General features: G+C 43.9%; 32 protein-coding genes and 1 tRNA gene. 2 read left to right on the top strand and 31 right to left on the bottom strand.

The features are described 5' to 3' along the window. Positions 1 to 180 precede the first annotated feature (180 nt). The 21 genes from C1T21_RS06650 to C1T21_RS06550 form a co-directional block, all read right to left on the bottom strand. Positions 181 to 441, bottom strand: a complete 261-nt coding sequence (locus tag C1T21_RS06650) for a hypothetical protein (protein ID WP_103047686.1) — start codon at positions 439 to 441, stop codon at positions 181 to 183. Continuing rightward, entirely contained in the window at positions 431 to 796 is a 366-nt protein-coding gene (locus C1T21_RS06645) for an HNH endonuclease signature motif containing protein (RefSeq protein WP_103047685.1), read from the bottom strand. Before C1T21_RS06645 ends, C1T21_RS06650 begins: the two co-directional genes overlap by 11 nt. Position 797: 1 nt before the next feature. Then, a complete protein-coding gene (locus C1T21_RS06640) occupies positions 798 to 1,070 on the bottom strand; it encodes a hypothetical protein (protein WP_103047684.1) in 273 nt (90 codons plus the stop codon). 190 nt (positions 1,071 to 1,260) lie between these two features. Next, positions 1,261 to 1,545 (bottom strand): hypothetical protein, encoded by a 285-nt coding sequence (locus C1T21_RS06635; RefSeq protein WP_103047683.1) that lies wholly within the window; start codon positions 1,543 to 1,545, stop codon positions 1,261 to 1,263. Positions 1,546 to 1,695: 150 nt separating this feature from the next. After that, positions 1,696 to 2,172, bottom strand: coding sequence for an ArpU family phage packaging/lysis transcriptional regulator (locus tag C1T21_RS06630; RefSeq protein ID WP_103047682.1), 477 nt, complete (start codon positions 2,170 to 2,172; stop codon positions 1,696 to 1,698). 95 nt (positions 2,173 to 2,267) lie between these two features. Further along, complete coding sequence (locus C1T21_RS06625) at positions 2,268 to 2,546, bottom strand: hypothetical protein (RefSeq protein ID WP_103047681.1); 279 nt, start codon at positions 2,544 to 2,546, stop codon at positions 2,268 to 2,270. 5 nt (positions 2,547 to 2,551) lie between these two features. Further along, positions 2,552 to 2,716, bottom strand: coding sequence for a DUF3797 domain-containing protein (locus tag C1T21_RS06620; protein WP_103047680.1), 165 nt, complete (start codon positions 2,714 to 2,716; stop codon positions 2,552 to 2,554). A gap of 52 nt (positions 2,717 to 2,768) precedes the next feature. After that, positions 2,769 to 3,242, bottom strand: coding sequence for a hypothetical protein (locus C1T21_RS06615; protein ID WP_103047679.1), 474 nt, complete (start codon positions 3,240 to 3,242; stop codon positions 2,769 to 2,771). An 80-nt stretch (positions 3,243 to 3,322) separates the two neighbouring features. Then, complete coding sequence (locus C1T21_RS06610; RefSeq protein WP_258012381.1) at positions 3,323 to 4,003, bottom strand: hypothetical protein; 681 nt, start codon at positions 4,001 to 4,003, stop codon at positions 3,323 to 3,325. Between the two features lie 122 nt (positions 4,004 to 4,125). Beyond that, positions 4,126 to 4,347 (bottom strand): hypothetical protein, encoded by a 222-nt coding sequence (locus C1T21_RS06605; protein WP_103047678.1) that lies wholly within the window; start codon positions 4,345 to 4,347, stop codon positions 4,126 to 4,128. Then, positions 4,344 to 4,637: a hypothetical protein gene (locus C1T21_RS06600; protein ID WP_103047677.1), complete on the bottom strand. Its 294-nt coding sequence runs from the start codon at positions 4,635 to 4,637 to the stop codon at positions 4,344 to 4,346. Before C1T21_RS06600 ends, C1T21_RS06605 begins: the two co-directional genes overlap by 4 nt. 51 nt (positions 4,638 to 4,688) lie before the next feature. Next, positions 4,689 to 5,396, bottom strand: a complete 708-nt coding sequence (locus C1T21_RS06595) for a hypothetical protein (protein ID WP_103047676.1) — start codon at positions 5,394 to 5,396, stop codon at positions 4,689 to 4,691. A gap of 30 nt (positions 5,397 to 5,426) precedes the next feature. Continuing rightward, a complete protein-coding gene (locus C1T21_RS06590) occupies positions 5,427 to 5,834 on the bottom strand; it encodes a hypothetical protein (protein ID WP_103047675.1) in 408 nt (135 codons plus the stop codon). A gap of 86 nt (positions 5,835 to 5,920) precedes the next feature. Beyond that, positions 5,921 to 6,442, bottom strand: a complete 522-nt coding sequence (locus tag C1T21_RS06585; protein WP_103047674.1) for a Holliday junction resolvase RecU — start codon at positions 6,440 to 6,442, stop codon at positions 5,921 to 5,923. Beyond that, positions 6,439 to 6,684, bottom strand: coding sequence for a hypothetical protein (locus C1T21_RS06580; protein WP_103047673.1), 246 nt, complete (start codon positions 6,682 to 6,684; stop codon positions 6,439 to 6,441). Before C1T21_RS06580 ends, C1T21_RS06585 begins: the two co-directional genes overlap by 4 nt. A 132-nt stretch (positions 6,685 to 6,816) precedes the next feature. After that, the gene (locus C1T21_RS06575; RefSeq protein WP_103047672.1) at positions 6,817 to 7,665 is read right to left on the bottom strand and encodes a DnaD domain-containing protein; all 849 of its coding nucleotides are present in this window, start codon (positions 7,663 to 7,665) and stop codon (positions 6,817 to 6,819) included. Continuing rightward, complete coding sequence (locus tag C1T21_RS06570) at positions 7,658 to 8,059, bottom strand: hypothetical protein (RefSeq protein WP_103047671.1); 402 nt, start codon at positions 8,057 to 8,059, stop codon at positions 7,658 to 7,660. The genes C1T21_RS06575 and C1T21_RS06570 overlap by 8 nt, the downstream gene beginning before the upstream one ends. Further along, positions 8,056 to 8,457 (bottom strand): hypothetical protein, encoded by a 402-nt coding sequence (locus C1T21_RS06565; protein WP_103047670.1) that lies wholly within the window; start codon positions 8,455 to 8,457, stop codon positions 8,056 to 8,058. The genes C1T21_RS06570 and C1T21_RS06565 overlap by 4 nt, the downstream gene beginning before the upstream one ends. A gap of 103 nt (positions 8,458 to 8,560) precedes the next feature. After that, on the bottom strand, positions 8,561 to 8,902 hold the full coding sequence (locus C1T21_RS06560) for a hypothetical protein (RefSeq protein ID WP_103047669.1): 342 nt from the start codon (positions 8,900 to 8,902) through the stop codon (positions 8,561 to 8,563). A gap of 151 nt (positions 8,903 to 9,053) precedes the next feature. Then, entirely contained in the window at positions 9,054 to 9,332 is a 279-nt protein-coding gene (locus C1T21_RS06555) for a helix-turn-helix domain-containing protein (RefSeq protein WP_103047668.1), read from the bottom strand. Beyond that, positions 9,319 to 9,558, bottom strand: a complete 240-nt coding sequence (locus C1T21_RS06550) for a helix-turn-helix domain-containing protein (protein WP_053324965.1) — start codon at positions 9,556 to 9,558, stop codon at positions 9,319 to 9,321. Before C1T21_RS06550 ends, C1T21_RS06555 begins: the two co-directional genes overlap by 14 nt. Positions 9,559 to 9,785: 227 nt before the next feature. Here C1T21_RS06550 and C1T21_RS06545 point away from each other — a divergent pair, with 227 nt between their 5' ends. Continuing rightward, the gene (locus C1T21_RS06545; protein ID WP_103047667.1) at positions 9,786 to 10,157 is read left to right on the top strand and encodes a helix-turn-helix domain-containing protein; all 372 of its coding nucleotides are present in this window, start codon (positions 9,786 to 9,788) and stop codon (positions 10,155 to 10,157) included. A 149-nt stretch (positions 10,158 to 10,306) separates the two neighbouring features. Then, complete coding sequence (locus tag C1T21_RS06540; protein WP_103047666.1) at positions 10,307 to 11,491, top strand: tyrosine-type recombinase/integrase; 1,185 nt, start codon at positions 10,307 to 10,309, stop codon at positions 11,489 to 11,491. A 111-nt stretch (positions 11,492 to 11,602) separates the two neighbouring features. Here the strand turns inward: C1T21_RS06540 and C1T21_RS06535 are convergent. The 10 genes from C1T21_RS06535 to ilvB form a co-directional block, all read right to left on the bottom strand. After that, positions 11,603 to 11,673 (bottom strand) — tRNA-Gly (locus C1T21_RS06535). A gap of 107 nt (positions 11,674 to 11,780) precedes the next feature. Continuing rightward, positions 11,781 to 13,922: a bifunctional diguanylate cyclase/phosphodiesterase gene (locus C1T21_RS06530; protein WP_103047665.1), complete on the bottom strand. Its 2,142-nt coding sequence runs from the start codon at positions 13,920 to 13,922 to the stop codon at positions 11,781 to 11,783. Positions 13,923 to 14,263: 341 nt separating this feature from the next. After that, positions 14,264 to 15,367, bottom strand: a complete 1,104-nt coding sequence (locus C1T21_RS06525) for an ATP-binding protein (RefSeq protein ID WP_103047664.1) — start codon at positions 15,365 to 15,367, stop codon at positions 14,264 to 14,266. Between the two features lie 337 nt (positions 15,368 to 15,704). Next, positions 15,705 to 16,121: a hypothetical protein gene (locus tag C1T21_RS06520; protein ID WP_013309391.1), complete on the bottom strand. Its 417-nt coding sequence runs from the start codon at positions 16,119 to 16,121 to the stop codon at positions 15,705 to 15,707. A 260-nt stretch (positions 16,122 to 16,381) separates the two neighbouring features. Beyond that, the gene (locus C1T21_RS06515) at positions 16,382 to 16,921 is read right to left on the bottom strand and encodes a peroxiredoxin (RefSeq protein WP_023987763.1); all 540 of its coding nucleotides are present in this window, start codon (positions 16,919 to 16,921) and stop codon (positions 16,382 to 16,384) included. Positions 16,922 to 17,243: 322 nt separating this feature from the next. Then, positions 17,244 to 18,320 (bottom strand): 3-isopropylmalate dehydrogenase, encoded by a 1,077-nt coding sequence (leuB, locus tag C1T21_RS06510; RefSeq protein ID WP_061829127.1) that lies wholly within the window; start codon positions 18,318 to 18,320, stop codon positions 17,244 to 17,246. 204 nt (positions 18,321 to 18,524) lie between these two features. Beyond that, positions 18,525 to 20,066 (bottom strand): 2-isopropylmalate synthase, encoded by a 1,542-nt coding sequence (locus tag C1T21_RS06505; RefSeq protein WP_013309388.1) that lies wholly within the window; start codon positions 20,064 to 20,066, stop codon positions 18,525 to 18,527. A 124-nt stretch (positions 20,067 to 20,190) separates the two neighbouring features. Continuing rightward, positions 20,191 to 21,183 (bottom strand): ketol-acid reductoisomerase, encoded by a 993-nt coding sequence (ilvC, locus tag C1T21_RS06500; RefSeq protein ID WP_013309387.1) that lies wholly within the window; start codon positions 21,181 to 21,183, stop codon positions 20,191 to 20,193. A gap of 163 nt (positions 21,184 to 21,346) precedes the next feature. Beyond that, on the bottom strand, positions 21,347 to 21,832 hold the full coding sequence (gene ilvN, locus C1T21_RS06495; protein ID WP_023987760.1) for an acetolactate synthase small subunit: 486 nt from the start codon (positions 21,830 to 21,832) through the stop codon (positions 21,347 to 21,349). Between the two features lies 1 nt (position 21,833). Continuing rightward, entirely contained in the window at positions 21,834 to 23,579 is a 1,746-nt protein-coding gene (gene ilvB / locus C1T21_RS06490; RefSeq protein WP_023987759.1) for a biosynthetic-type acetolactate synthase large subunit, read from the bottom strand. Positions 23,580 to 23,933 lie beyond the last annotated feature (354 nt).

The raw sequence follows: 23,933 nt of genomic DNA, 5'->3' as shown, positions 1-23,933 counted from the left end.
CCTTATCGTACTGCTCTGATAGGCGTAACACATGATGTATGCGCTCATACTCTGTCATTACGGCGCCTGGATGCAGATTAGGCCAATGCCGCTGTATATAGCCTATCCTTTCATCTCTACGGCTCCTAGCGGTGTGATAGCCCGGTGGGGTCTTAGGTGGGGCATCAACAGTACGCTTTATCATACGATGATCCACTCTACAGACTGGTATTTAGATATCAAGTCCTGTATGAGTTCAGCCATGCTATATACGACAAAGAAGTCTACTGGACGACCGATATAGCGGTCGGTTATGTTACCAAGCTCGTTTTGAAAACAATTCGCATGCCATTGCGATAAAAAGGCCGAGGGATGGATTTTCGAATGAATCCCATCTGTACCAGCCTCAACCAACAGAAATTCATTACTCACAACAATGATTTGATCCGTATTAGTTTCCATTTCCAAAACCTCCATCTTCTTTGGCCGTCTTGATATCGTGGCATTGCTTACACAGCGGTTGCCAGTTCTTCCGATCCCAAAACAGTTGCTTGTCTCCCTTATGGGGGGTTATGTGGTCAACCACAGTTGCGGGTGTCAGCTTATCAACGGCAAGACAACCCACACATAATGGATGCTTGCGCAGAAATCCTATGCGCGTCTTCCTCCACTTGTGGTCATATCCTCGCTGCGCTGCTGTCCCTCTCTGCTGTTCTATCTGTTGGACATGCTGTACCTTATGCTTCACACAATAAGTATCTGTGGAAAGCTCACGACAGCCCGGACGGGCGCATTGGCGCTTAGGTCTACTTGGCATGTTAGCACCTACTCCTTGCTACAATGCGTGAAGGCCGACGATCAATCACTTGAGGCTGTAGCCTTTGCCGATAATTAAGCTTCATGTATGTAGGAGAAATGTGTGGGCTGTATTCATATAGCCATTTCAGATCGTCGGCTGTAAATTTTCTAAATGCTTCAATCAGAGGGGCAAATGATTCTTTGATGCTATTCCACATAGCGGCAGCAGCTTCATGTAGCTTGCGAATAGCGTCCTCAAATGTTTCTCGCTGCTCTTTGGTCAGTCCGTTCATAACATCATCCCTTTCTACAATTCACCCACATGCATGTTTGTTTTGTTCCTGTCCAGTTACCCCATACACATCCTTGACGCTTGGTTGATTTAAACATATGTCTTCCCCCAATTAATAAATGGCACACAGCGGAATCGAACCGCCCATAGTCCTGTATGCACCACAAGCCCGGCATAAGCCGGGTAAGGTATTACTGTAGCTCTAAAACTACTTTGCCGATATGAGACGGGATGGTGAAACCTTCGCTCTCAGTGAGGCTACCGTCCTTATGCAGTGTGATAGCCAGTTGGTCATACTCTCCTGTACCTGTAGGGACAACAGGGTTGCCGTATGCGTGTGGACCAGCAAAGCCCACAACTCTACCGTCAGCGCTCTGCTTCTTGGCATCTACCTCTGTACTAACTACCTTGAAAATACCGTTCTTATCCAGATACCCGTATCCGCCGTTTTTTACTGCGCTTGCTTCTGTACTCATATTTGATTCCTCCTAGATAGTTTTATAGAAAAAAGGCACAAAAAAAGGACCAGCTCATTAGCCAGCCCTACACTTGTTCCTTTCATTTCCACGTTACAAATATATCATGCCAGTTTCAAAACGGCGTGCCATTAATAGGCCAAAAATGTTTCACTTAGCGGCCACTTTTTCAGGAGGCGGATCAATCAATACCTCCAGTCGTAGACCAAAGGCTAGCTTATACAAAGCACGAGCCTTTATACGGCGGAATGTCCTTTCCCCTATGTGCATGTCATTACATACGTTATAATCATATACGTCTTCATCTTCCAGATAGCGCCTACGTAATAACTCGCTTTCCTTTCGACTTAGCCGTAACATGGCTTTATCAAGTAAAATAGACTTTTGTTCCAGTTCCGCTTCCTTATCTACGTTCCACACAGCAGCAGATTCCGCTGGTTTACTAATAGCGTTCGTGCTTCCGTGGAATCTTGGTTCATAACTAGGTGTATTGCTTACCTCGCGCCGGATCAATCCCATTTGCCGATATATACGGACAGTTTCCAAATGCTCCTCCACTTGGCGGCGGGTTTGTTCACTGTCCATAACTGGCAACCCTAGTGTTAATTGTGTAGCTCTTTGCTTCATATATACTTCCCCTCACCTATGTTATAATTTATAGGTGATGTGTTGAAACATATGCCCCCGTGCTCCCTGCCAAGGTTGCGGGGGCTTTGTTGTGTTCATCCTTCATATTTTTGTAGCAGCTCCATGTATTTATCATGCCACATACGTGCTATCTGCTTATGATCCTCTATAAGTTCGTCTGAATTCCTAATTGTGTCGGTTAAAGCAGAAGAAGACTCCTGCATGATAATCTTCATCCGGTCTATTTCTTCAATCAGCATCCCCGCTACGCTCTTCCAGTATGAAACCTTACCGCCTTCAAATTCCTTACGTATTTGCTCTATATTCACCTTTGGAGGACCAGGCATTTTGACAAGATGTTTGAATTTAGGCAACTCATTCACTCCTTATCTTTAACCGTTACACTCCAACCACATTTACATGTACGTATGAAAATATCATCTTCTACAGTCAAGGTCCCTGCCCCGTTGGCAACATGCTCGCTTCCGCAATCAGGACATTTGGAATACTTATTTAATAGCTCTAACGTGCGTAATATATTCATATATAAATTCCTCCTTAGCGGTACAGGTGTTACCTACACCCTGTATTGGTGGTTACTCTTCTAATGCTGTAAGCTCGCTAACCCATACATTTCGTGCAGAATGTATTTCGTTAAAATACACAACAGCAATATCAGATTCAGTTGTACAAATAATCCGACCTTCTCCGTATTGACGATGTACAACGGGGTCATTCTCTTTGAATCCAGTAGCTTCGTTAACGCCAAGGGTTGAAAATTCTCCATCCTTTAAATCTTGTAACTCTTCTTGCGCTTTGCCCAACATTTCTTGCAACCTTGCTATTGTCCGGTCCCTCTCTGCCAACTGTTTTCCTCTCTCAGCAGCCGTTTGGAAGTTAGCTAGGCTTTCCTCATTTAAGCCATTTACCTGCTGCTGGAGTGAGTCTAACAAACCGAGTGCATCATGCGGATCAATCGCCAATCCGTTCCCCTCCTTATCCTGAGCAACGAAAACCGTCTTTGCCGATCTCAACATATCAATCACATGTTTTTGTATATCCATCTTCATGACTGTTCACTCTCCTTATATATAGGGGTATAGGGTAAGAGGCTGTTATGCCTCATCCCTCTAAATCGCTTCGAATTATCCTATTCGTACTCGGGGTTGCTGAATTCTGTTTCGTAATCATCCATGATGACTTTTGACCCATGCGTATATAGCTTAAACAAAGTCGCTTCAAGGCCATACAAACCACCCATGATCGTTTTTTTGTCGAACGACTTATCGGAAATTTCTACACTGTTGATGTAGCCTTCTTTATCAAGGACAAGGCGATATTTACAATTGTATTTGGACTTATCTGGCTCGGGATCAAAATAGATGAACGACAGAACCCGTCTATCAGCATCGACATGGACTGTGATCTCTTGAACTTCCTCGTAATCAAGTTCATTCAACTCGCATTCATCTTCAACCATTTCTTTAATAAGCTCAGAAAAATTGACTTCTTCTCTTTTGGTTCCAAGCAATTCTTGAAGATTTTCCTGCATCTTGGCAACGCCGACATCGTGAATGGATTTTTCCACTTCGCTTTTTATTACGTCTAGAATTATATGGTTGTAAGATGGGATATCGAGGTTCTCCAAATTAATCTGAAGTTGATTGCGTACTGCTTCCTTCAACCCTTTTCCGAAATCGCTCCAGCTCCGCAAAGAATCTTCAACAATGTCCTTGATAGTGTCTTCTAGTTGCTTCTTAATGATTTTCTCTACATAACCTTCTTCGTTTAATGCTGCCAATTGGTTATTAATGATTAAGTTCATATCCATTTCTTATCTCTCCTTTGGTATAGGGGATGCATTGTGTCTCTCCCCCTTATGGAGGGTTGCCCCTCCTTCTTGTCCCCTATGGGGCTAAAATGTGTTATGTCCTCTCTGCCCTTGGGGGCGGTCTATTCGATCCAGCGGTCCCGTTTCGTCCGCTCCATCCAATCATTTTGTAAAATTCCCGTATCAAAAACGTGATGCCGCCGCCCCTGCACGTAAGATACAAAATCTCCAGTGCTTCGCTCGTAAAAACATCCGTTCAATAGTTTTCCATCCATCCCTTTTCGCAAATCCGGTGTTTCCTGTACAACCTCAGCAGAATAAAAGTTAAATTCCAACTGAGTCATACCGTTCCCTCACTATTTAGTTGATTTAGTTGCTCTTTAGTGCGGAAGTAGAAGGGGGCATATCGGTATTCGGATCGGTGCTTTGGATTGTACATGTATGCTACAGGCGTTTCGTTTTCCGCTACCGGACAATTCATGGTTACGCAGCTTGTTCGCGTAAGCAATAACCCTCCAGCCGGAGGCAGTCCATTGTGCCATTTGCCCCGCTGTGCGTCCTTGTCCGGTACCAGCACGGGAACATTGATCCGTTTTACCTCGTCTCTCGAAAGCCAACCATTTGCATTCGGCATATATTCTCACTCCCTTGGTAGAGGGGCAGCCTTAGCCGCCCCAAGGATGTATTAAGCAATGATGGTTACAAAACCGGATTCAATTTCATTTTTCAGTTCTTTTTCTAGAAACTCCTTAATACTTGCCATGGCCTGTAGCTTCCATGCTCCACCGTCCGCCTCAAACAGGGCTGCTTTCGGACCATTTTGCAAACGGAACACAAAGCTACATTCTGGTTGTGGGATATCAATAAACGTTCTGTACGGTTTCAGTTTAACGGGATTAGGAACCGTTACTTTTTCAAGACTGGCGACCCCGCTTTTGGCTGTTACCTGTTGCGTTACCCCATCGTCTGCGTAGGTATTGCCTGTTTCTTCCTTAACGTTCCCTACCAGCTTCAGCACAACATCCCGATCATCGTTTTTTACAAAGCAGGCTTGTAATTGGATGTTGAAGCTCTCTACATCCATGAAGCGTTCAAAATTAATATCTGGAAGTACAGCGGATGCATTTACCAACACGTTGCGGCGTTTGTCTCGGTTGAAGGTGCTGATAACTCGCACGTCAGTTTCACTAAGTACATGGACCAACACGGGGTCTACCTTGTCATAGTTTTCTTTCAGATACGTGACCATTGCGGAAAGAGTGTTAACTTTCAGCGTGGTAGTTGTTGGTTCTTCAATCGTGTTCAATGCACCAGTAGAAAACATTTGTCCGCCAACCTCTTTAATTTCCTTATTTGCCAAACCCGCGATATACTGCATTGCTTCTTTAATCATTTGTAATTCCTCCTATTTTTTGGTTTTATATTATTTAAAGCTAACCACATTACCTGTACCGGACTTTAATTCCCCTGTTTCCGGGTCAACCTCTTCTCCAGTACCAGTGCGGACAGTACCTTCATTATCAAAAAACGACTGATCCTCTTCACCGAAAATCAATTCCTTTGCTACCACATTCCCAGCGTTGTCAGTACCCATGATAAAGGTGGTATCCAATGGGTTATCTGGCGCTATGGTTGACTTGGTGGCAACAGTGGAATTAATGGTTTTCCGTTTTGCGTCCGGTTTAAGATTCACCGTTATTGTGATGCTGCGTGCAGCCGTTGCGGATGTATTAGGATCATCAATATTTTTCATGACACGATCCCACTCTTTATTAAATTTTTCTTGTAAACCACCCTGTACCAGCTTGCTTAATTCAACACGATTAATCATGTAAATACCTCCAAATAATTAATTTATAAGTACATATGTTTGGTTTAACGGCTGTGGAGGGCTGCGGCCTCTGTCCATACCGGGGCCTAATCAACAAACCATACTTTGTCTACTGCTTTAAGGTAATCGACTGGCACGCGTCCAGTAGGGACCAGGTAACCGTAAATATTTAAGTCGTCTTTGCTTATCGACTTTGGTCCTGACCCATTGTATTCCCTCCAGAAAAACGCCAACGACTGAAAAGGCAGCAAGTACGTTTCTCGAAAAGCGGTAAATTCTATAAGCAGGAAACTTATCCCCTTACCTATTCGGTGTTGCTTTTCCAAGTAATCATATTGATGTTGCTCCAGCATGCCCAGCGGGAAGCGTGACAAGGTTTTAATAGACTTTGCTTCAAACGCCACTGCCCGACCTCTGTAGGCCCCGTCATAATCCACGGTGGAGGATTTTTCGAAATATCCGTCCTTAACCCTGTGTCCGCTGGTCTTCGTTACCTTGACTGGCGTAGGACGTTTATTAATCACTGCCACATTAAGATGCTCGTACCGTTCATTGGAAAACTCAATCAGGTTTTCAAACCCCATACCCCTGTTCCCGTATATGCTCATGCCTTTACTCCCTTCACTGTCAGCACGTCAGGACGCGGCTTGATATATCCACAACGCACCTGATCCAATGCAATAATAATTACTTCTTGCCAGCTCTGACGCCCAAAGTGCTCACGAATTTCCTCTATTCCGCATCCTTTGCGCCACATATCGCGAAACTCCGCAAGATCATCCATAGGCCATATGAAATCCATTTCTTCACAAGCCACATACAAATTATTTTCTGGCCTCGTTCTGCCCATGAGCTCTTTCACCTCCGACCCGTCTTAATAGCTCCAATTCCGCATGAATCCGAATGTCATAATCAAGGAGCTCACCCTTTGCAATTGTATGAAGGAGCTCATTCGATTGCTTTTCCATGTATGAAGTTGATGTCACCTCTGCTCCCCCTTTCCTGATTCCATACGTTCAGCCAGCCGTAGCAATTCATCATATTCTTCTTGCGAAACCTCCGGAGCTGGATCTTGGTCCTGAACAATATCTATACTCGGCTTTTGTCCGCCCCGACCGTTGCCTTTGTTCGGTGACTTCTCCTTGGTCCAAGGTTCGTCTATACCCTCAGCCTTCCAATTTTTTAGAATGCCGTTGACATATGACATACTACGTTTTCCGGCAACTACTGCTTTTTTCATAGCTTCACATAGCCAGCGGTTACCATAGTCCTTTTCTAAGATTGCTATTTCATCGGCTATTAGAGGGCTGATTGTTCCAAAGCCTTCATTTTCAAATAATCTAAAAGGGTTATTCTCAATTTCAGGAAGACTACCACCAGAAATCTGTTCAGTTCCGTTCTCTTCCCTTCCCTTCTGTTCAGTTCTGTTCTCTTCTCTTCTGTTCTCTTCTAGAGGAATATTAGGGAAATTCCCGGAACTTCCGGGAAAGTCCAAAGGAGGGTCGGGAAATTTCGAGCGTGTTCGTTTATGCAATCCTTGTTGATGTGCTTCAAAATTGACCACTTGAACCACCTTTTGACCATCAGCTTCATACCATTCAATAAGGCCAGCAGACTGCAAACGGTGCAAAGACTCTTTCACATCAGAAACCAGCTTGTCCAGCATAGGCACAACTAGCGCTTTAACCTTGGCTGGCGACCCTGCCAAACGTCCAAAATCATCTGTGTGAGGAATCATCCACGTGAACAGCAACATATCGAATATGTCCGGCAGTTCATTAACTTTTTCTGAAATTGATATAACCTTAGAAATCATTCTCTTTTCAGCCATCCCTAACGCTTCCCTTCGATTCTGAGTTATTCCTAGAAGTTCCGGGAAGTTCCGGGAAGTTCATGACGTAATAATCTAATACCGCATTAATAGCTGTAGCGATAAAACGCCTTGCTCGTATACCATCTTGCGTACCATCCAACCAGCGATGACAGGGAATACAGACATGGATAAGGTCAGTGACCTTTGTTTTTTCATCAATATGTCCTCGCCCGGTCAAATGCGCCCGTTCCTCTGCCCAAGCTTTACCACAAAGCTCACATATTCCAGCAGATCGTTTTTTTAACTGCTGGTCTACTGTATTGCTTATGTCGCCTTTCTGACGTTGCGTATGCTTGATACGTTTACTGCTGGTTTGCTGCTTTTTACTGTATGGTTGAAAAGGTAAAGTCACGAACCACCACCCCCTATATGCATATCTACACGGAGCCGTAAGCGCAGTTCATAAAGGTGCTCAGAAACAGACTTAAACTCGTTTTTCCATAAAGTCATTCGTTCTAGGTCCTCGGCCTCCTGATCCCGAATATCCAAAACCGCCAAATCTGCCGCATTTTGCTTGTTCCCTCGCTTGGTATTACGCATCGTCTCAGCGTGAACCCTTTTCCGCAGGTTATAAGTCTGCATGTATCTACCGTGCATATAGGCAGACACACGGCCCATAAGCGTATGGGCTTGCGTAAGCAGTTCAATCTTCCGAATTAACGCACCGGGGGAATCATCGGTAAATGACTCCGCTGTATCCCGAATCCCTTGAATGTCCTGGATGTACTGTTTAATTTCCTTAATGTCCATACGCTTTCGGACTCCTGTTTCCATAAATTTAAAATCGTGTTATAATGCCGTTAATTGATTTGTAAAAGGAATCGTGTTGGTAGCACGATTATGGGTCTGTCCATTATGGACAGGCTTTTTTTATTTCTCTCTCCAGTCGAAACAGCCGGAAACTAAGTTCGTTTTGTTCCTTCAAAAATTTACGAGGATTGCGATTGTTAGCGAGAGCATCAAGTTTTTTATAACTTACATCATGTAGCTGTTCCCGAATGAGCTTGCACTCGTTTTGCTTATGCAGTACATCAATCTCCTGTTCAGTCAATTCAAGCAAATCCATGTCTAACGTAACTGTCCCACTAAGCAGACTGTTTACGTTGTATGCGGCCTCGAAATATGTGCTTCCTGGTACTTCTTGATAGCTTCGCAAGCCGGAAGCGTCTATTACTGGTATTAAGCGTGTTTCCAAACTGAACCCCCTCCTTTTGGCGTAATTCCGTTTCTAATTCCTCAATGGCTTCGTCAAAATAGTTTGTCTTGAGGGCAAGCCGCATTTGGTGCAGCTTGCTAAGACGCTTCCAGAGCATATGGCGCTCGGCTAATCTTTCAGGTGTCAATGTTCATGCTCCTTCCTTTTCCTTCTCAGCGATCCATTTATTAAGCGAAGTTTGACTAAAATAGATGCGCCCTCTTTGACGAAAATATGGTGTGCCTTCGTCTTTTATCATTTTTCTAAGGGTTGAATCTGAGACCTTTAAGTATAAACAGGCCTCTGAAAAATCGAATATATTTGCGTACAATCTACGTTCAATTTCAGCTTGTAATTCAGCTAACAATTCCTCACGCAAATCTCGTTTTATATCAGATCGGATAGATTCGAGCAGTTTAAGTGTCTCCATAATCATCACCCACTTGTATTTCCGTCATTTTAATAACGTTTAAATCCAGTTTCAAAGCAATAGCCAATCGGGATAACGCTTCGACGCTTGGCGTATACCGCCCATTCTCAATGTCTGAAATATAATTTCTTGATAAACTTGTCTTTGCCGAAACCTGATCTTGCCTTAGGCCCCTTGCCTTGCGACCTTTTTGTATAAACGACCCCAAGGCTTTCTTGTTAATCATCGTGTGTCACCTCCTGAATAAAATGTATAGTATTCACGACATTTTGTAAAAGCTTAAATACGCTTAAAAACGAGCATTTAAGAGAATTAAACCCATATTGTCGTTAATACACGTCATTTTGCTTTTATTTACTTGTATTTACGACATTAAAAGCATTGTATATCCGACTTTTTATAGTTATAATAATAAAAAAAGTCGGTATAACCGACTGAAAAGGAGAAAATACCTTGAGTATTGGTGAAATATTAAAACGTGAACGTAAGAAAAAAAAGATAACTCAACTAGAACTTTCTCAGAAAGCAAATATGTCCAGATCGTATATAGCAGATATAGAACGTGACAGATATAATCCAAGCGTTGAAACTTTAACATCACTTGCCCGAGCTTTAGAAATAAATCCTTCTGTATTTTTCAATGACCCAAAAACACCGGATTGGGCAACAAATAAAGATAACAAAGACCTAAAGGAACTATTACTGGGAAATGAAGATGTGCTATTCGATGGTGTGCCACTCACTGAAGAAGACAAAAGAAAATTAAATGACATTATGACCGGATTATTCTGGGATTCGAAACGTAAGCAAAACGGCGAGAAATAGAAAATAATACATATAAAAATACAACAGGCGGTTAATAGCACATTTTGCCGCCATAGGTTTTTTTAGCTACAAATAGAACATACGTTCCTTTAAGGGGGTGGTATATCCAAATACAGTTTTTTTACCAATAATAAGAAAGGTTGTTGTACATGGCTTGGACAGAACACTTAGGGGGTAACAAGTACAAATTAGTTGCCCGTGATCCATCGAAAGTAAATAAACCCAAACGGTCTGTTTCCGTTGACGTACCAAAAGAAATTGTTAAATCAGAGAGGAAAACAAAGCAGTGGCTTGCGCTTGAATTAGCAAAATGGGCTGAAAAGGTTGAAGCTGGTAAAGCGAAGAAGTCGGAGAAAGTCACGCTTAGGGATTTTGTACCAATCTGGAAAAAGGGGTACGCTGATAAAAACATGGGGAAATACACTCTTAAAACTAACATGTGGTACATTGAATCTTTCTTAATGCCTGAGTTTGGTAACGTGGGAATTGAAAAAATCACCACATTGCAACTAGTCACGTTTTTTGCAGATTTGAAACGTAAAGACGGCAAAGAATATGCAACAAATACAAAGCTAAATATCTTCAAGGCAGCTAAGTCCATCTTCGACGCAGCATTCACATGGGAAGTAATTACTAAAAATCCTATTGAGGGTGTTCAACGCCCCCGAGCTGGAAAGAAAGAAAAGAAAGCAATGCGTAGTGTGAAGAAATCATACAGCACTACAGAGGTTGAGACGCTTCTAGTAGCCTTATACAGCCTTCCTGACAGATGGAGGTTATATTTCACCGGGTCTATGCTTGGAGGATTTAGACGGGGCGAACTGTTGGCTATAGAATGGCCTGACGTAAGTTATGACAGCCAAGCAATTTGGATTGATAAACAGATAACATTTAACGAACAAGGTGAAAAAATCGAAGGTGAGGTTAAAACGGAAGAAAGTGAAGGATGGATCGCAATGCCAAAATGGTATATGGACCAGCTCAATGATTTTGAAAAAGAGTGGAAGAAAGAAGCAGCTCGCTGCAAAGAATGGAAAGGTGAAGACAAACAATATGTATTTCACAGTGGTCAGGGCGTAATGTACTATCCCACAACCCCTACCGTTACCTGGCGTAAGTTTCTTAAAAAACATAATCTTCCGCATGTAAAACTACATGGTTTACGGCATACCGCTGGTATGCTACTGAGAGAGACAGGGGCAGACCTGAAGACAATACAAGAACGATTAAGACATACCAAAATCGGGACTACAGCAGACATCTATACACACGCATCCGACATCATTAGTCGAGCAGCAGCAGACCGATTAGAATCGTTCGATCCAAACAAATGAAAATTTGCCCCATGAACTGCCCCATAAATAAAAATAGTTCTGTTGGTTTTCCAATTGAGGGTAAAGAAAAAACCCTTGTGGCTCAAGGGTTTCAGAAGCTTTTCGAATCAAAGCGGGTGATGGGAATCGAACCCACGCTATCAGCTTGGAAGGCTGAAGTTCTACCATTGAACTACACCCGCATTTTATAACATCTCGATTCTTATGTATGACATGCTTAACCTATCGTCAACCAGCTGAATCAGGATGTTATTTAGTATAACTTACCTTTCAGCAAAATGCAAGCATACTACATACTATCCTGAACCAGCCAATTCATAGGTTTACGTAAAAACAATTTTTCAAAGACTTCTGCCGGAATGGGGCGACTAAAGTAATATCCCTGACCCTCATGACAATCCTGTGCCTGCAAAAAATGAAGCTGCTCCTCATTTTCCACTCCTTCAGCCGTAACCTTCAGCTTCAAATGGTGAGCCATGGAGGCAATAGTAGATACAATTGCCGCATTTTTGCTGTCGACCAGTACCTCATTTACAAAGGAACGGTCAATTTTTAGACGATCAATCGGGAGATTCTTCAAATAATGCAATGAACTATAGCCAGTTCCAAAATCATCAATACTGATTGCGACACCAATAGCCTTTATGTTTTTCAACTGTTCAAAGGCCCGATCCTTATCAAAAGTCATACTCTCGGTAATTTCCAGCTCCAGATAGCGGGCTTCAAGTTCCGTATAGGTCAAAATGCCCCGAATGACATCCACCAGCTTTTTTTGCTGAAATTGGCGCATGGATAAATTGACCGAAATCGGGATGGGTGGGTACCCGAGCTCCTGCCACTGCTTATTTTGCAGACAGGCCTCCCTTAACACCCATTCCCCCAAGGGCACAATTAAACCACTTTCTTCAGCCACCGGAATAAAATCGCCAGGCATCACCATCCCACGATGAGGATGATTCCATCGCACCAGCGCCTCCAAACTCGTTAGCTCGCCACTTTGCAGGTGAACACGTGGTTGATATACCAATGAAAATTCCTCATTTTCAAGCGCTCGCCGCAGATCATTTTCCAGTTGGAGTCTTTCATGCGCTCGCATCTGCATCGCGCTGGCATACCGCTGAAAATTCACTCCCTGCTCTTTGGCACTATGGACAGCCGTATCCGCCTGCTGAATAAGCTGTTCACCCTGATTCGCATCCAACGGGTATAAAGCTATACCAACGCTCACCATCACATGATAAGACTCACCATTAATATCGAAAGGCTGATCGAACAGCTTCACCATATCATCAATACGATTTCTCATAGCATCTGTATCTTCGTATCCCGTTAGAAGAAAGGCAAATTCATCTCCGCCCATGCTAAAAACAGCTTCCCCTTCATGGCTAAAATGCCCCAAGCGTTCGCCTACCGCATACAGCAAATAATTCCCTGCCATATGTCCAAGCGAATCATTAATCGCCTTGAAACGATCAATATTTAGCACTAAAAGCGCTACTGTCTCATCCGATTTCAATGATTTACGCAATATTTTATCTAAGCGTTGAGAAAGGCGACGACGATTGGGGAGTCCTGTTATATCATCATTATAGGCAATGTGATTAAACTCAGATTCTGCTGCCTGCTTTTCACGATAAGGAACCAGAACCATCAACCGAACCAGCCCGCTCAACATATTATAAAATGCTATCGCGTTGGTCAAAAGTCCCAAAAGGTGATTAATATCGCTCATTTGCTCAGAAAATAAATAGAACAACTGACTCACAACACACAGCCCAATCCCACGAACAATAAGCAACATGCCCAATTCCGCCGGGCGGGCTTTCCGATATTTTCGCACCCCGAAAATAAAAGTGAGCACAAGCAGTAACATGACAGCCAGATTTAACGTCCAGCCCAGGTTGCCTATTTCGTATCGTATACGTAGATCCGGTAAGCCTCCACCAAATGTCTTAATAACTCCTAGAATCAGCAAAGTGCAGCCTATCCCTGCCCACAAAGCCATTGCCTTGTATTCAGACTTCGCCTTGCTAAACGGGAGGAAACAAACACATAAGAGCAAGACAGAAGTAAAGGCACGATTTACAAATAGCAGCCATAACGAAATGCCCGGAGACAAAGCAAAGTCCGTCAGGCTAACGAAACTAAACGAAACAATATGAACAAGGTAAAGCAGACCAGCCACCAAAAATGTAGGGGCAATAAGAAGTCTCTGCAAGGATAACTGTTCCAGTAAAACGGACCAGGATTGATAAAAAATAGAAAAACAAATCGCAGCACAAGAAAATCCTACAATCGGATATAACAAGAAAAAAACATTATGGGAGTATATCTTATTCAAAGTTACGTGAAATAACTGAACCAAGACAAACAAAACTATCGAAGCAATGCCGATACCTATCGTTTTTTTTACTTCCAGCCGTATACTCATTCAGCCTCTTCAGCCCCCTGCATATCGGAGATTCCGATCATCTAAGACGTTTGACAGCTTTGGAAGCCGTTGTTTAAGTCTATAGTATCAAAAATAATGTTGTATTCTGGTATATAATAGCATTTAATCTGTGAAAGGTGAATCATTTTTTTATCTTAAATTCATGAATTCATTTTCGTATTTACGCAAATAACCGAGCTTACAGCACCAAAAAAGCGCATCATCTTGTCAGATTATGCGCTTCAGACAACCTTCTCCAAAAAGGTGATACCTATACCCCAACGCTGCACAACATAAAAGAAATAGTATGTACAGGACCCCTCTGCGAAAACCTCCCCATATTAAACTACAGGAAGCGTGATTTTGAATTGTGTGCCACTTCCATGTTTACTGTCCACATGTATGAAGCCTCCGTGATTTTTGATAATTCGATAGCTCACAGCCAATCCCAATCCGGTTCCACTTTCTTTTGTTGTAAAAAAAGGATCAAATAAACGCGCCAACGTATTGTGATCCATACCTAATCCGTTATCTTCAATACAAATGTGGACATAATTACCCTCAAGCACTGTATGGATATCGATGCAACCCTCTCGTTCCCCACCGATGCTTTCAATGGCATCCATCGCATTTTTAATCATATTGAGGATAACCTGCTTAATCTGCTTCACATCAATGGAAACCTTCATGAGCTCATCATTTTCGTCCAATGCAATCTGGCAACCCTTCATCAATGCTTCGCTTTCTGTCAGCATCACTACCTCTTTCAGCAGCCCCATCACAGATACAGCCGTTTTTTGCGGAGCCGAAGGCTTGGACGAATTTAAGAACTCATAAATAATGTCGTTCGCACGATCAATTTCTGTTAATATAATGCGTGCATACTCATCTCTGCCCAACTCCATCAAATGTGGCCGAAGCAATTGAATAAAGCCCCGGATTGCGGTAAGCGGGTTACGGATTTCATGGGCGATAGAGGCCGAGATGCGTCCCAGCATCGCCAGCTTATCGTTTTGATACGCCGTCTGCTCAATCTGCTTATAATCCGACACATCCTTGACGCTAAACAAAAAATCCCCATCCATCTGATCACCATAGGTCACTGTTATCAACCAATGCCGACCATACTCATCAATCAACTCATGATAGCGCTTTCTATGAAAGATAGTTTCTTTATAAATCCGCATGATTTTCTTCTTCTTAAACCGACTTAACTCAGGATGATGCAAAATTTGCATCAAATTGCGACCTGCTAGCGAACTCCGTGGTAGCTCCAGCAATTTCGCCATTTGCACGTTAATAAAGGTCAGTACCCCGTCACTGTCAAACAGCATGATACCACTATCCAGGTTCTCCAGCACATTTTCATACTTGTTATTGGCGATCTGTGTGGAAGGACAAGCTCCCACGGTATCAAGCAAGGCTTCTTGGAATTCACTGATCATGCCAGGCTTCCCCCTTGTTTCGGAATGACAAACTGGCCGTTTCGGACGCGTAATAATCTTGAAGAAGAGAAAGGCATCTATCGACTACCCTTCAATGGTGTAGAAAACAGTTTCACAGAAATCCGACCATCTCTTTCCAATTCGAGTCTTATTTTATGATAGACAAGATTAAGGATCGCAGTCAATCGGAAAAAGTGTCGAATCCAAATTTTTATCCTGTTTTCTTTCGTCATAATATCTGCGCAACATTACCAAAATGAAAGATTACGTTAGGAACAAGCGCCCTACACACCAAAGAAGCTCTCCAGAATTGAGAGCTTCTTTGGTGTGTAGGATGTCAACTGCCGCTCTTATTATGTTGAAGCCGGGATCGTCTTTGGCTCATAACGGCCAGTCTTCTCTTAAGCTCTCCCTGCCATTTTTCATCATTCATCTGTTTGGCTACCATCAATAAATCCAGAGATATGTCAATTTGACGCTTCACAATTTCAAACGCATCTTCACTTTCACGATTCACACAATTTTCAAATATCGTATCATCGTCTTCCATGACATAATCCTGAAAATCAATCTCGGTTGCCCCATCTCCATGTGCATATTCAGCCAGAATTTCATACTCATTTTCGACTTTATAATGAACTTCAATGCGACGACATACCGGGCAAAACAGCAAAGGAACATTATGAACTTGGGTGCGGTAATGCTTCAGCGTTCCCTTGGTTCCTACCATGCTTGCTCCACAGCAATAACTCATCCGGGCTCAGCCTCCTCTGAACAAAACCTGTTCTGCCTTGTTTATCTTCTACAATACCTTATTCGCTTTCATCAGGCAAAATTCCTCCAGAACACAACAACATTTCCATAATTATTTGTTACTTCACTCTATATTGTCTCATTCAAACAGGCTATCCTCACATCTTACGCTGCACAGAGCAGGCAAGCAAGCCCCCAATAACGGCAGAGTAACCGCTAGTTGGGGGCTTGCTTGTTTAATTTCAACTTGTGAAGCTTATATTACAGATTTTGATCGCCTGGTTTCCAGTTCATTGGGCACAAGCCACCGGATTGCAAAGCTTGCAGTACACGCAAAGTTTCTTCCACACTGCGACCTACGTCGTTGTGGTTAACCACTTGATATTTCAATTCGCCTTCTGGATCAATGATGAACAAGCCGCGCAATGCAACGCCTTCTTCTTCGATCAGAACGCCATAATCGCTTGCTGTTTTTTTCGTGATGTCAGAAGCCAATGGGAAGTTCAGTTTGCCCAGACCGTTGTTTTCTTTAGCTGTGTTGATCCATGCTTTGTGGCTGTGCACGGAGTCTACACTGATACCCAGAATTTCAGTATCCAGCTCTTTGAATTGGTCAGCAGCATCGCTCAACGCTGTAATTTCCGTAGGGCACACAAAAGTGAAATCCAATGGATAGAAGAAAAATACGAGCCACTTGCCACGGTAATCGGAAAGCTTCACCGAACCAAATTCTTGACCGTCTCCAGTCACTGTTTCCAATGCAAAATCAGGGGCGGGTCTTCCTACCAATCTTTCTGCCATAATAATGAAATCCTCCTTTAAAATATGTAAGAAAAACACCGAATGTGTTTTCCTCAATCATCTGTATTGTAATGAACAACTTACTTGATAAATGTTATCATTCGCTGAAATCAAAGTCAATATTATAACCATTACTTTTTTATAATTATTTTAAACTAGCTTAAAAATTCACGGTTTATTCACATTTTGAACTTTTGAATATACATGTAGCTCCTGATTGCTCAGGAGCTACTGTTCTAAACATTTGCCGAAAAGGCTGTACTGTATAACCTTACTATATAATAGGAAGCTTTTTTTCAGAACGGGTACATTTACAGAGTTTTTAACGAATAGCTGCTGCGATCAGATCTCCCATTTGAGTTGTCGAGATCGCTTGAGATTTATCCACCGCAATATCTGCCGTACGGTGTCCTGCATCCAGTACCTCAGCTACTGCTTTCTCAATGGCATCAGCTGCCTTCTCGTACCCGAAGGTGAGACGGAACATCAAAGCAACGGACAAAATCGTTGCAATGGGATTCGCCAGCCCTTGACCTGCAATGTCAGGCGCCGAGCCATGTACCGGCTCGTATAGGCCGAAGCTGCCTTCTCCAAGTGATGCGGAGGAGAGCATGCCGATGGATCCGGTCAGCATAGCCGCTTCATCACTGAGAATGTCACCAAACATATTTTCCGTCACGATGACGTCAAAGCTAGATGGACGACGCAGCAATTGCATGGCGCAGTTATCAACCAATACATGCTCCAGCTCGACATCCGGGTAGTCTACAGCAACCCGGTTAACTACTTCACGCCATAAACGGGAGGTTTCCAGTACATTAGCCTTATCCACCGATGCAAGTTTCTTGCGACGTTTTTGTGCAATTTCGAAAGATTGGCGCACTATACGCTCTACTTCTGTTACATTATATGCACAAGTATCGACTGCCTCCTCACCCTGAGGACTTTCTCGTCTGAACTTCTCGCCGAAATAAATGCCGCCCGTCAGTTCGCGCACCACGATCAGATCCGTTCCTTCCAACACTTCCGGTTTCAATGTAGATGCGTCCTTGAGACAGTCAAAGACGACAGCAGGACGAAGATTCGAAAATAGACCGAGCTCTTTACGAATGCCCAACAGTCCGGTTTCAGGACGAAGTTCCTTTGGATTGTTGTCCCATTGTGGTCCTCCTACTGCTCCCAGCAGAACCGCATCTGCAGCTTGACATACTGCCAGTGTTTCTTCCGGCAATGGTGTGCCCTTCTTATCAATGGCAATCCCGCCGAACAGCGCATGCTCCGTTTCAAATGAAAGGCCGAACACTTCTTCCGTACGTTTCAAAATTTTCTCTGCCTCTGCGACCACTTCCGGTCCAATTCCATCTCCCGCTATTACTGCAATCTTTTTAACGTCTGCCATCACGTACACTCCTCTTGTTATACAGCTATACAACCGTATTTTTCATACCTTCTTTGTAACATACATGGCAGGGCTTTGACCAAGATATAGAATCTATCAATTCAATAGGCACGGCCTATAAGCTGATTTTCTCATCAGAGAAAAAGAAAACAGGACCGGAAACATCCGATCCTGTATAAATCCAACTCTTAAGTCTGCATAAAATTAAGATTTATAATCTACGCGATTACTGTAGTTTTTACGCTTGTCGATCAAACCATTTAGCGCATCTACGTAAGCCCGAGCACTTGCTTCCAGAATATCGGTACTTACCCCGCGTCCCTGCACAGACAGTTCGTTTTGCGTCAGCACTACATGGACTTCACCCAGAGCGTCCTTGCCATGGGTAACAGACTTGATGGAGTAATCTGAAAGTACAACGCTCTCGCCGCTGGCTTGGTCAATCGCATTATAGATCGCATCGACTGAACCATTTCCTTCAGCTTCTGTCTCGATAACCTGACCTTCATCGTTAACCAGACGTACTTGTGCGGAAGGCGTAGCCTTGTTCCCGTAGGTAACAAAAATGGTTTCCAGCTTGAAGACTTCAGGTGCATCTGCCAATTTTTCTTCCAGCAATGCTAAAATATCATCGTCCGAAACTTCCTTCTTCTTATCAGCCAAATCCTTGAACTGCCCAAAAGCGCGATTCAGATCTTCTTCGTTCAATTCGTAGCCCAACTCGATCAAACGCTCACGGAAAGCATGACGACCTGAGTGCTTACCGAGTACCAGCTTACTTTCTTTCAGACCGATACTTTCTGGTGTCATGATTTCATAGGTCGTTTTCTCTTTCAGCATGCCGTCTTGATGAATACCTGATTCGTGCGCAAAAGCATTGGCTCCAACAATCGCCTTGTTGCCCGGCACCACCATCCCCGTCAAACGGCTAACCAAACGGCTTGTGCGCGCAATTTCAGACAATTGCAAAGACGTCTTGGCCTGAAAAAATTCCTGTCTCGTCTCCAGTGCCATGGCGATTTCCTCAATGGCCGTGTTCCCAGCGCGTTCACCGATACCGTTAATGGTTCCCTCGATCTGATCCGCACCGTTCAGGATGGCAGCAAGTGTATTAGCGGTAGCCATTCCCAGGTCATTGTGGCAATGTGCACTCAATTGAATCTTCTCCACATCGACCACATTTTCCTTAATGTGTTTGAATATATTTCCATACTCGTAGGGTGTCAAGTAACCTACCGTATCTGGAATATTGACGACAGAAGCCCCTTCTTGTACAGCCATGGTGACCATTTCAACCACAAAATCAAGCTCTGTACGACCTGCATCCTCCAAAGAAAACTCCACTTTAGGTAAATATTTCAACCCATAGCGTATGGCAGCACGAGCGGTTTCCAATACCTGTGCCTTCTCCATCCGCAGCTTATGCTGACGGTGAATAGGTGAAGTTGCCAAAAAGATATGGATACACGGGTCCTGTGCTCCCTTGAGTGCCTCGCGAACCGCATCAATATCCTGTTCCCTTGCACGTGAAAGGCCAATAACCGTCGAATTTTTTACAGCTTTTGCTACTGCATTAACAGCCGCCAGATCACCCGGAGAAGCAGCCGGGAACCCAGCCTCCATACGATCGATTCCCAGCTTCTCCAACTGATGAGCGATCTCCACTTTCTCACGAGTATTCAAGTTCACACCAGGTGACTGTTCTCCGTCTCTCAACGTTGTGTCAAATATATATATTTTGCGCAACCCAACGCACCTCCTCAGGATTAGGACTCTTAAATTACAATGCGGCTCACGCAATAAGCAGGGCCGCATTGTAATTATTATTTATAAATAATTCATGTTGTCGAGTTCATAGTACAAAAGATTATTACTTTTTGATCCAATGCATCATTTCACGCAATTGTCCGCCCACCACTTCAATCGGATGGTTAGCTTCATTACGACGAGTAGCCGTCAGGAATGCACGTCCAGATTGATTTTCAAGGATGAAGTCACGAGCAAATTTACCTTGTTGAATGTCAGTCAATACATCCTTCATGGCTTTCTTCGTATCTTCCGTTACCACGCGTGGTCCAGTTACATAATCGCCATATTCCGCTGTATTACTGATGGAATCACGCATCGTTGCCAATCCACCTTCATACATCAGGTCAACGATCAGCTTAAGCTCATGCAAACATTCAAAGTATGCCATCTCAGGAGCATAACCTGCTTCAGTCAATGTTTCAAAGCCCGCTTTTACGAGTGCGCTCACGCCGCCGCACAATACCGCCTGCTCACCGAACAGATCCGTCTCCGTTTCTTCACGGAAGGAGGTTTCAATTACGCCCGCACGTGTACAGCCAATGCCTTTTGCGTATGCAAGACCGATTTCTTTGGCTTGACCCGTTGCGTCCTGCTCAATTGCGATCAACCCCGGTACCCCAAACCCTTCTACATAGGTACGACGCACCATATGTCCTGGGGATTTTGGAGCAACCAGCAATACATCGCTATCTTTAGGAGCTACGATTTGTCCAAAATGAACGTTGAAACCATGGGAGAACAAAAGAGCTGCGCCTTTTTTCAGGTTAGGTTCAATTTCATTTTTGTACACAGAAGCTTGAGTTTCATCAGGTAACAAAATTTGAACCACGTCTGCACGGCTTGTTGCATCAGCTACGTTCAGAACTTCAAAACCGTCGTTTCTTGCGACATCAGCTGATTTGCCTTCACGCAAACCAATAACAACATTCACACCACTGTCACGCAAGTTTTGTGCTTGAGCATGTCCTTGGCTACCGTAACCAATAACGGCCACTGTCTTTCCTTTCAATACGCTGAGTTCTGCATCTTTTTCGTAGTACGTTGTAACTGCCATGGTTAATTTCCTCCTTTTAATTGGACCCTTCATAATGAGCGGGTACTCCAAGAGACTTTCCCTCGTGATTAGTATCTAAAAATCTCTTCGAGCCCCCGCTCTTATGCGGGCGGTTCTTTATTGATGTAATGCGCTATAAGCGGTAATTCGTTAAAGCTCCATATTAAGCATTGCCACGTATCATAGCTGTAACCCCGGTTCGAGTCAACTCCCGAATACCGTAAGGCTTCAACAACTCGATCATGGCATCAATTTTTTCTGTATCGCCAATGACCTGTACGATCAAGCTCGTCGTTCCAACATCAATTACAGCTGCTCTGAATGTTTCTACCACGCCCATGATCTCTGGCCGCTGAGGCGGTTCTGCCTTTACCTTTATCATCGCCAATTCCCGAGCTACCATCGGCTTGGAACTGAGATCAATGACCTTGATCACATCAACCAGCTTGTAAAGCTGCTTTTCAATCTGCTCCAGGTTGTTCTCATCCCCTACAGTCACAATGACCATACGCGATAATCCAACTTCTTCCGATTGTCCCACAGTTATGCTCTCAATGTTAAAGCCTCGGCGACCGAACAGGCCGGACACACGTTGCAAAACGCCGGGTTGATCATTTACCAGTACAGCAATGGTATTTTTTGTTGTCATTTTACTCGTCCCCCATCAGCATTTGATCAATTGTCGAACCTTGCGTCACCATCGGATATACATTCTCTTCCTTGCTGACTACAAACTCGACAACGACCGGTCCGGGTGTATCAAGCGCCTCCTGCCAAGCCCGACGTGCCTCTTCCTTATTCGTAGCACGCAGTCCTTTGACACCGTATGCTTCGGCAAGTTTCACAAAATCCGGACTTCCAGCCAGATCAATGTGACTATACCGATTGTCATAGATCAATTCCTGCCATTGGCGAACCATTCCAAGAACCTGGTTGTTGATAATTACGATTTTAACCGGAATGTTATTGATTGCACAGATGGCTAATTCCTGCGAACACATCTGCATACCGCCGTCCCCGTTAATCGATATTACTAATCTGTCGGGATTGGCCATCTGAGCACCGATTGCAGAGGGGAAACCAAATCCCATCGTACCGAGCCCACCAGAGGTGACCCATGAGCGTGGCTGATTGAATTTGTAATACTGCGCTGCCCACATTTGATGCTGTCCCACGTCCGTCGTTACGATTGCGCCGCCCTTGGTCGTTTCATCCAACAACTCAACAACCCATTGTGGTTTAAGCACCGTTTCAGAATCCTTATAAGAATAAGGTTTCTCATTCTTCCAATGCTGAATTTGTGCTCTCCATGCATCAGCTCGATCCGCGCGTTTCACATCCTGATTCAGCAATTCCAGCACTGCCTTCACGTCACCCACGATAGGAATATCTGCTGCAACATTTTTTCCAATTTCAGCAGGGTCGATATCAATGTGGACGATTTTAGCTTGAGGAGCAAACCCATCCAACTTGCCTGTTACCCGATCATCGAAGCGGGCTCCGATACAGATCAACAGATCTGACTGTTGAATCGCCTGATTGGAGGTGTATGTTCCATGCATCCCCGGCATCCCCGTCCACAGTTCATGTCCACTTGGGAAACCACCCAATCCGAGCAATGTTGTCGTAATAGGAATTTCCGTTTTACGAACAAACTCGTAAAGTGCTTCATGTCCACCGGAGTATACAACTCCTCCACCTGCCAGAATGAATGGACGTTCTGCTTCGGAAATAGCTTGAGTTAGCTTGTCTAGTTGAATTTTGTTGGGCAGCACTTTCGGGTTATAACCCCGCATGGTCACTGGTCCCGTTTGTGGAACGAACAACGTCTGGGCTGCGGAAATATCCTTCGGAATATCAATCAGCACCGGTCCCTTCCGCCCTGTGTTGGCAATATGAAATGCCTCATGGATGATTCGCGGCAGATCCTCTACATCTCTTACCAGATAGCTGTGCTTCGTAATCGGCATTGTAATTCCCGTGATATCGGCTTCCTGGAAAGCATCCGTACCGATCAGGGAAGATATAACGTTACCCGTGATGACCACCAACGGCACCGAATCCATAAAAGCCGTCGCAATACCAGTTACCAGGTTCGTCGCTCCAGGTCCGGAAGTCGCGATACATACGCCCACTTTACCGCTCGCCCGTGCATAACCATCTGCCGCATGAATAGCTCCCTGCTCGTGACGAGTGAGGACATGCTTGAAATCCTTAAAGCCATACATGGCATCATAGATATAAAGCACTGCACCACCAGGATATCCGAAGACACAATCTACTCCCTCCAGCAACAGGCTACGGAGTAAAATTTCCGAACCTGTAATCACTTCAGGCTTCATCCACTTTTCACGTAATTCATTGGTTGACCTAACTTCAGGAATTTGTGCACTCATTGGTCATCCTCCTTTACAGAATTTACATACATCTGACATTTGTAAAAACAAAAAAACCTTTCATCCCTAGAACAGACTTGCTGTTACTGAGGGACGAAAGGCTGTAGCTTCCGTGGTACCACCCGTGTTTGCCCGATATTTCGCAATATCGAACCTTGGCAGGTACAGAAATCACAAAGGATCTCCATATCTGGCGTCTGTAACGTAGACCGTACGATTTTCCCTAATAGGTGATTCAGCGCACCGTTAATATCTTCGGGCCCAAATACTTTTCAGGAAAACAGCTCCAAGGTGAGCTCGTTAAAAAGGGATTTTGGTGAAGCTTGCAGCTAATGCCTCACTCTCTGAACAAAA

Origin of the sequence: Paenibacillus sp. F4 (assembly GCF_002894905.1) — a bacterium.
Lineage (GTDB): Bacteria > Bacillota > Bacilli > Paenibacillales > Paenibacillaceae > Paenibacillus > Paenibacillus polymyxa_B.
The sequence above is the reverse complement of the archived record's forward strand: the minus strand, read 5'-3'. Positions and strand labels throughout refer to the sequence as shown.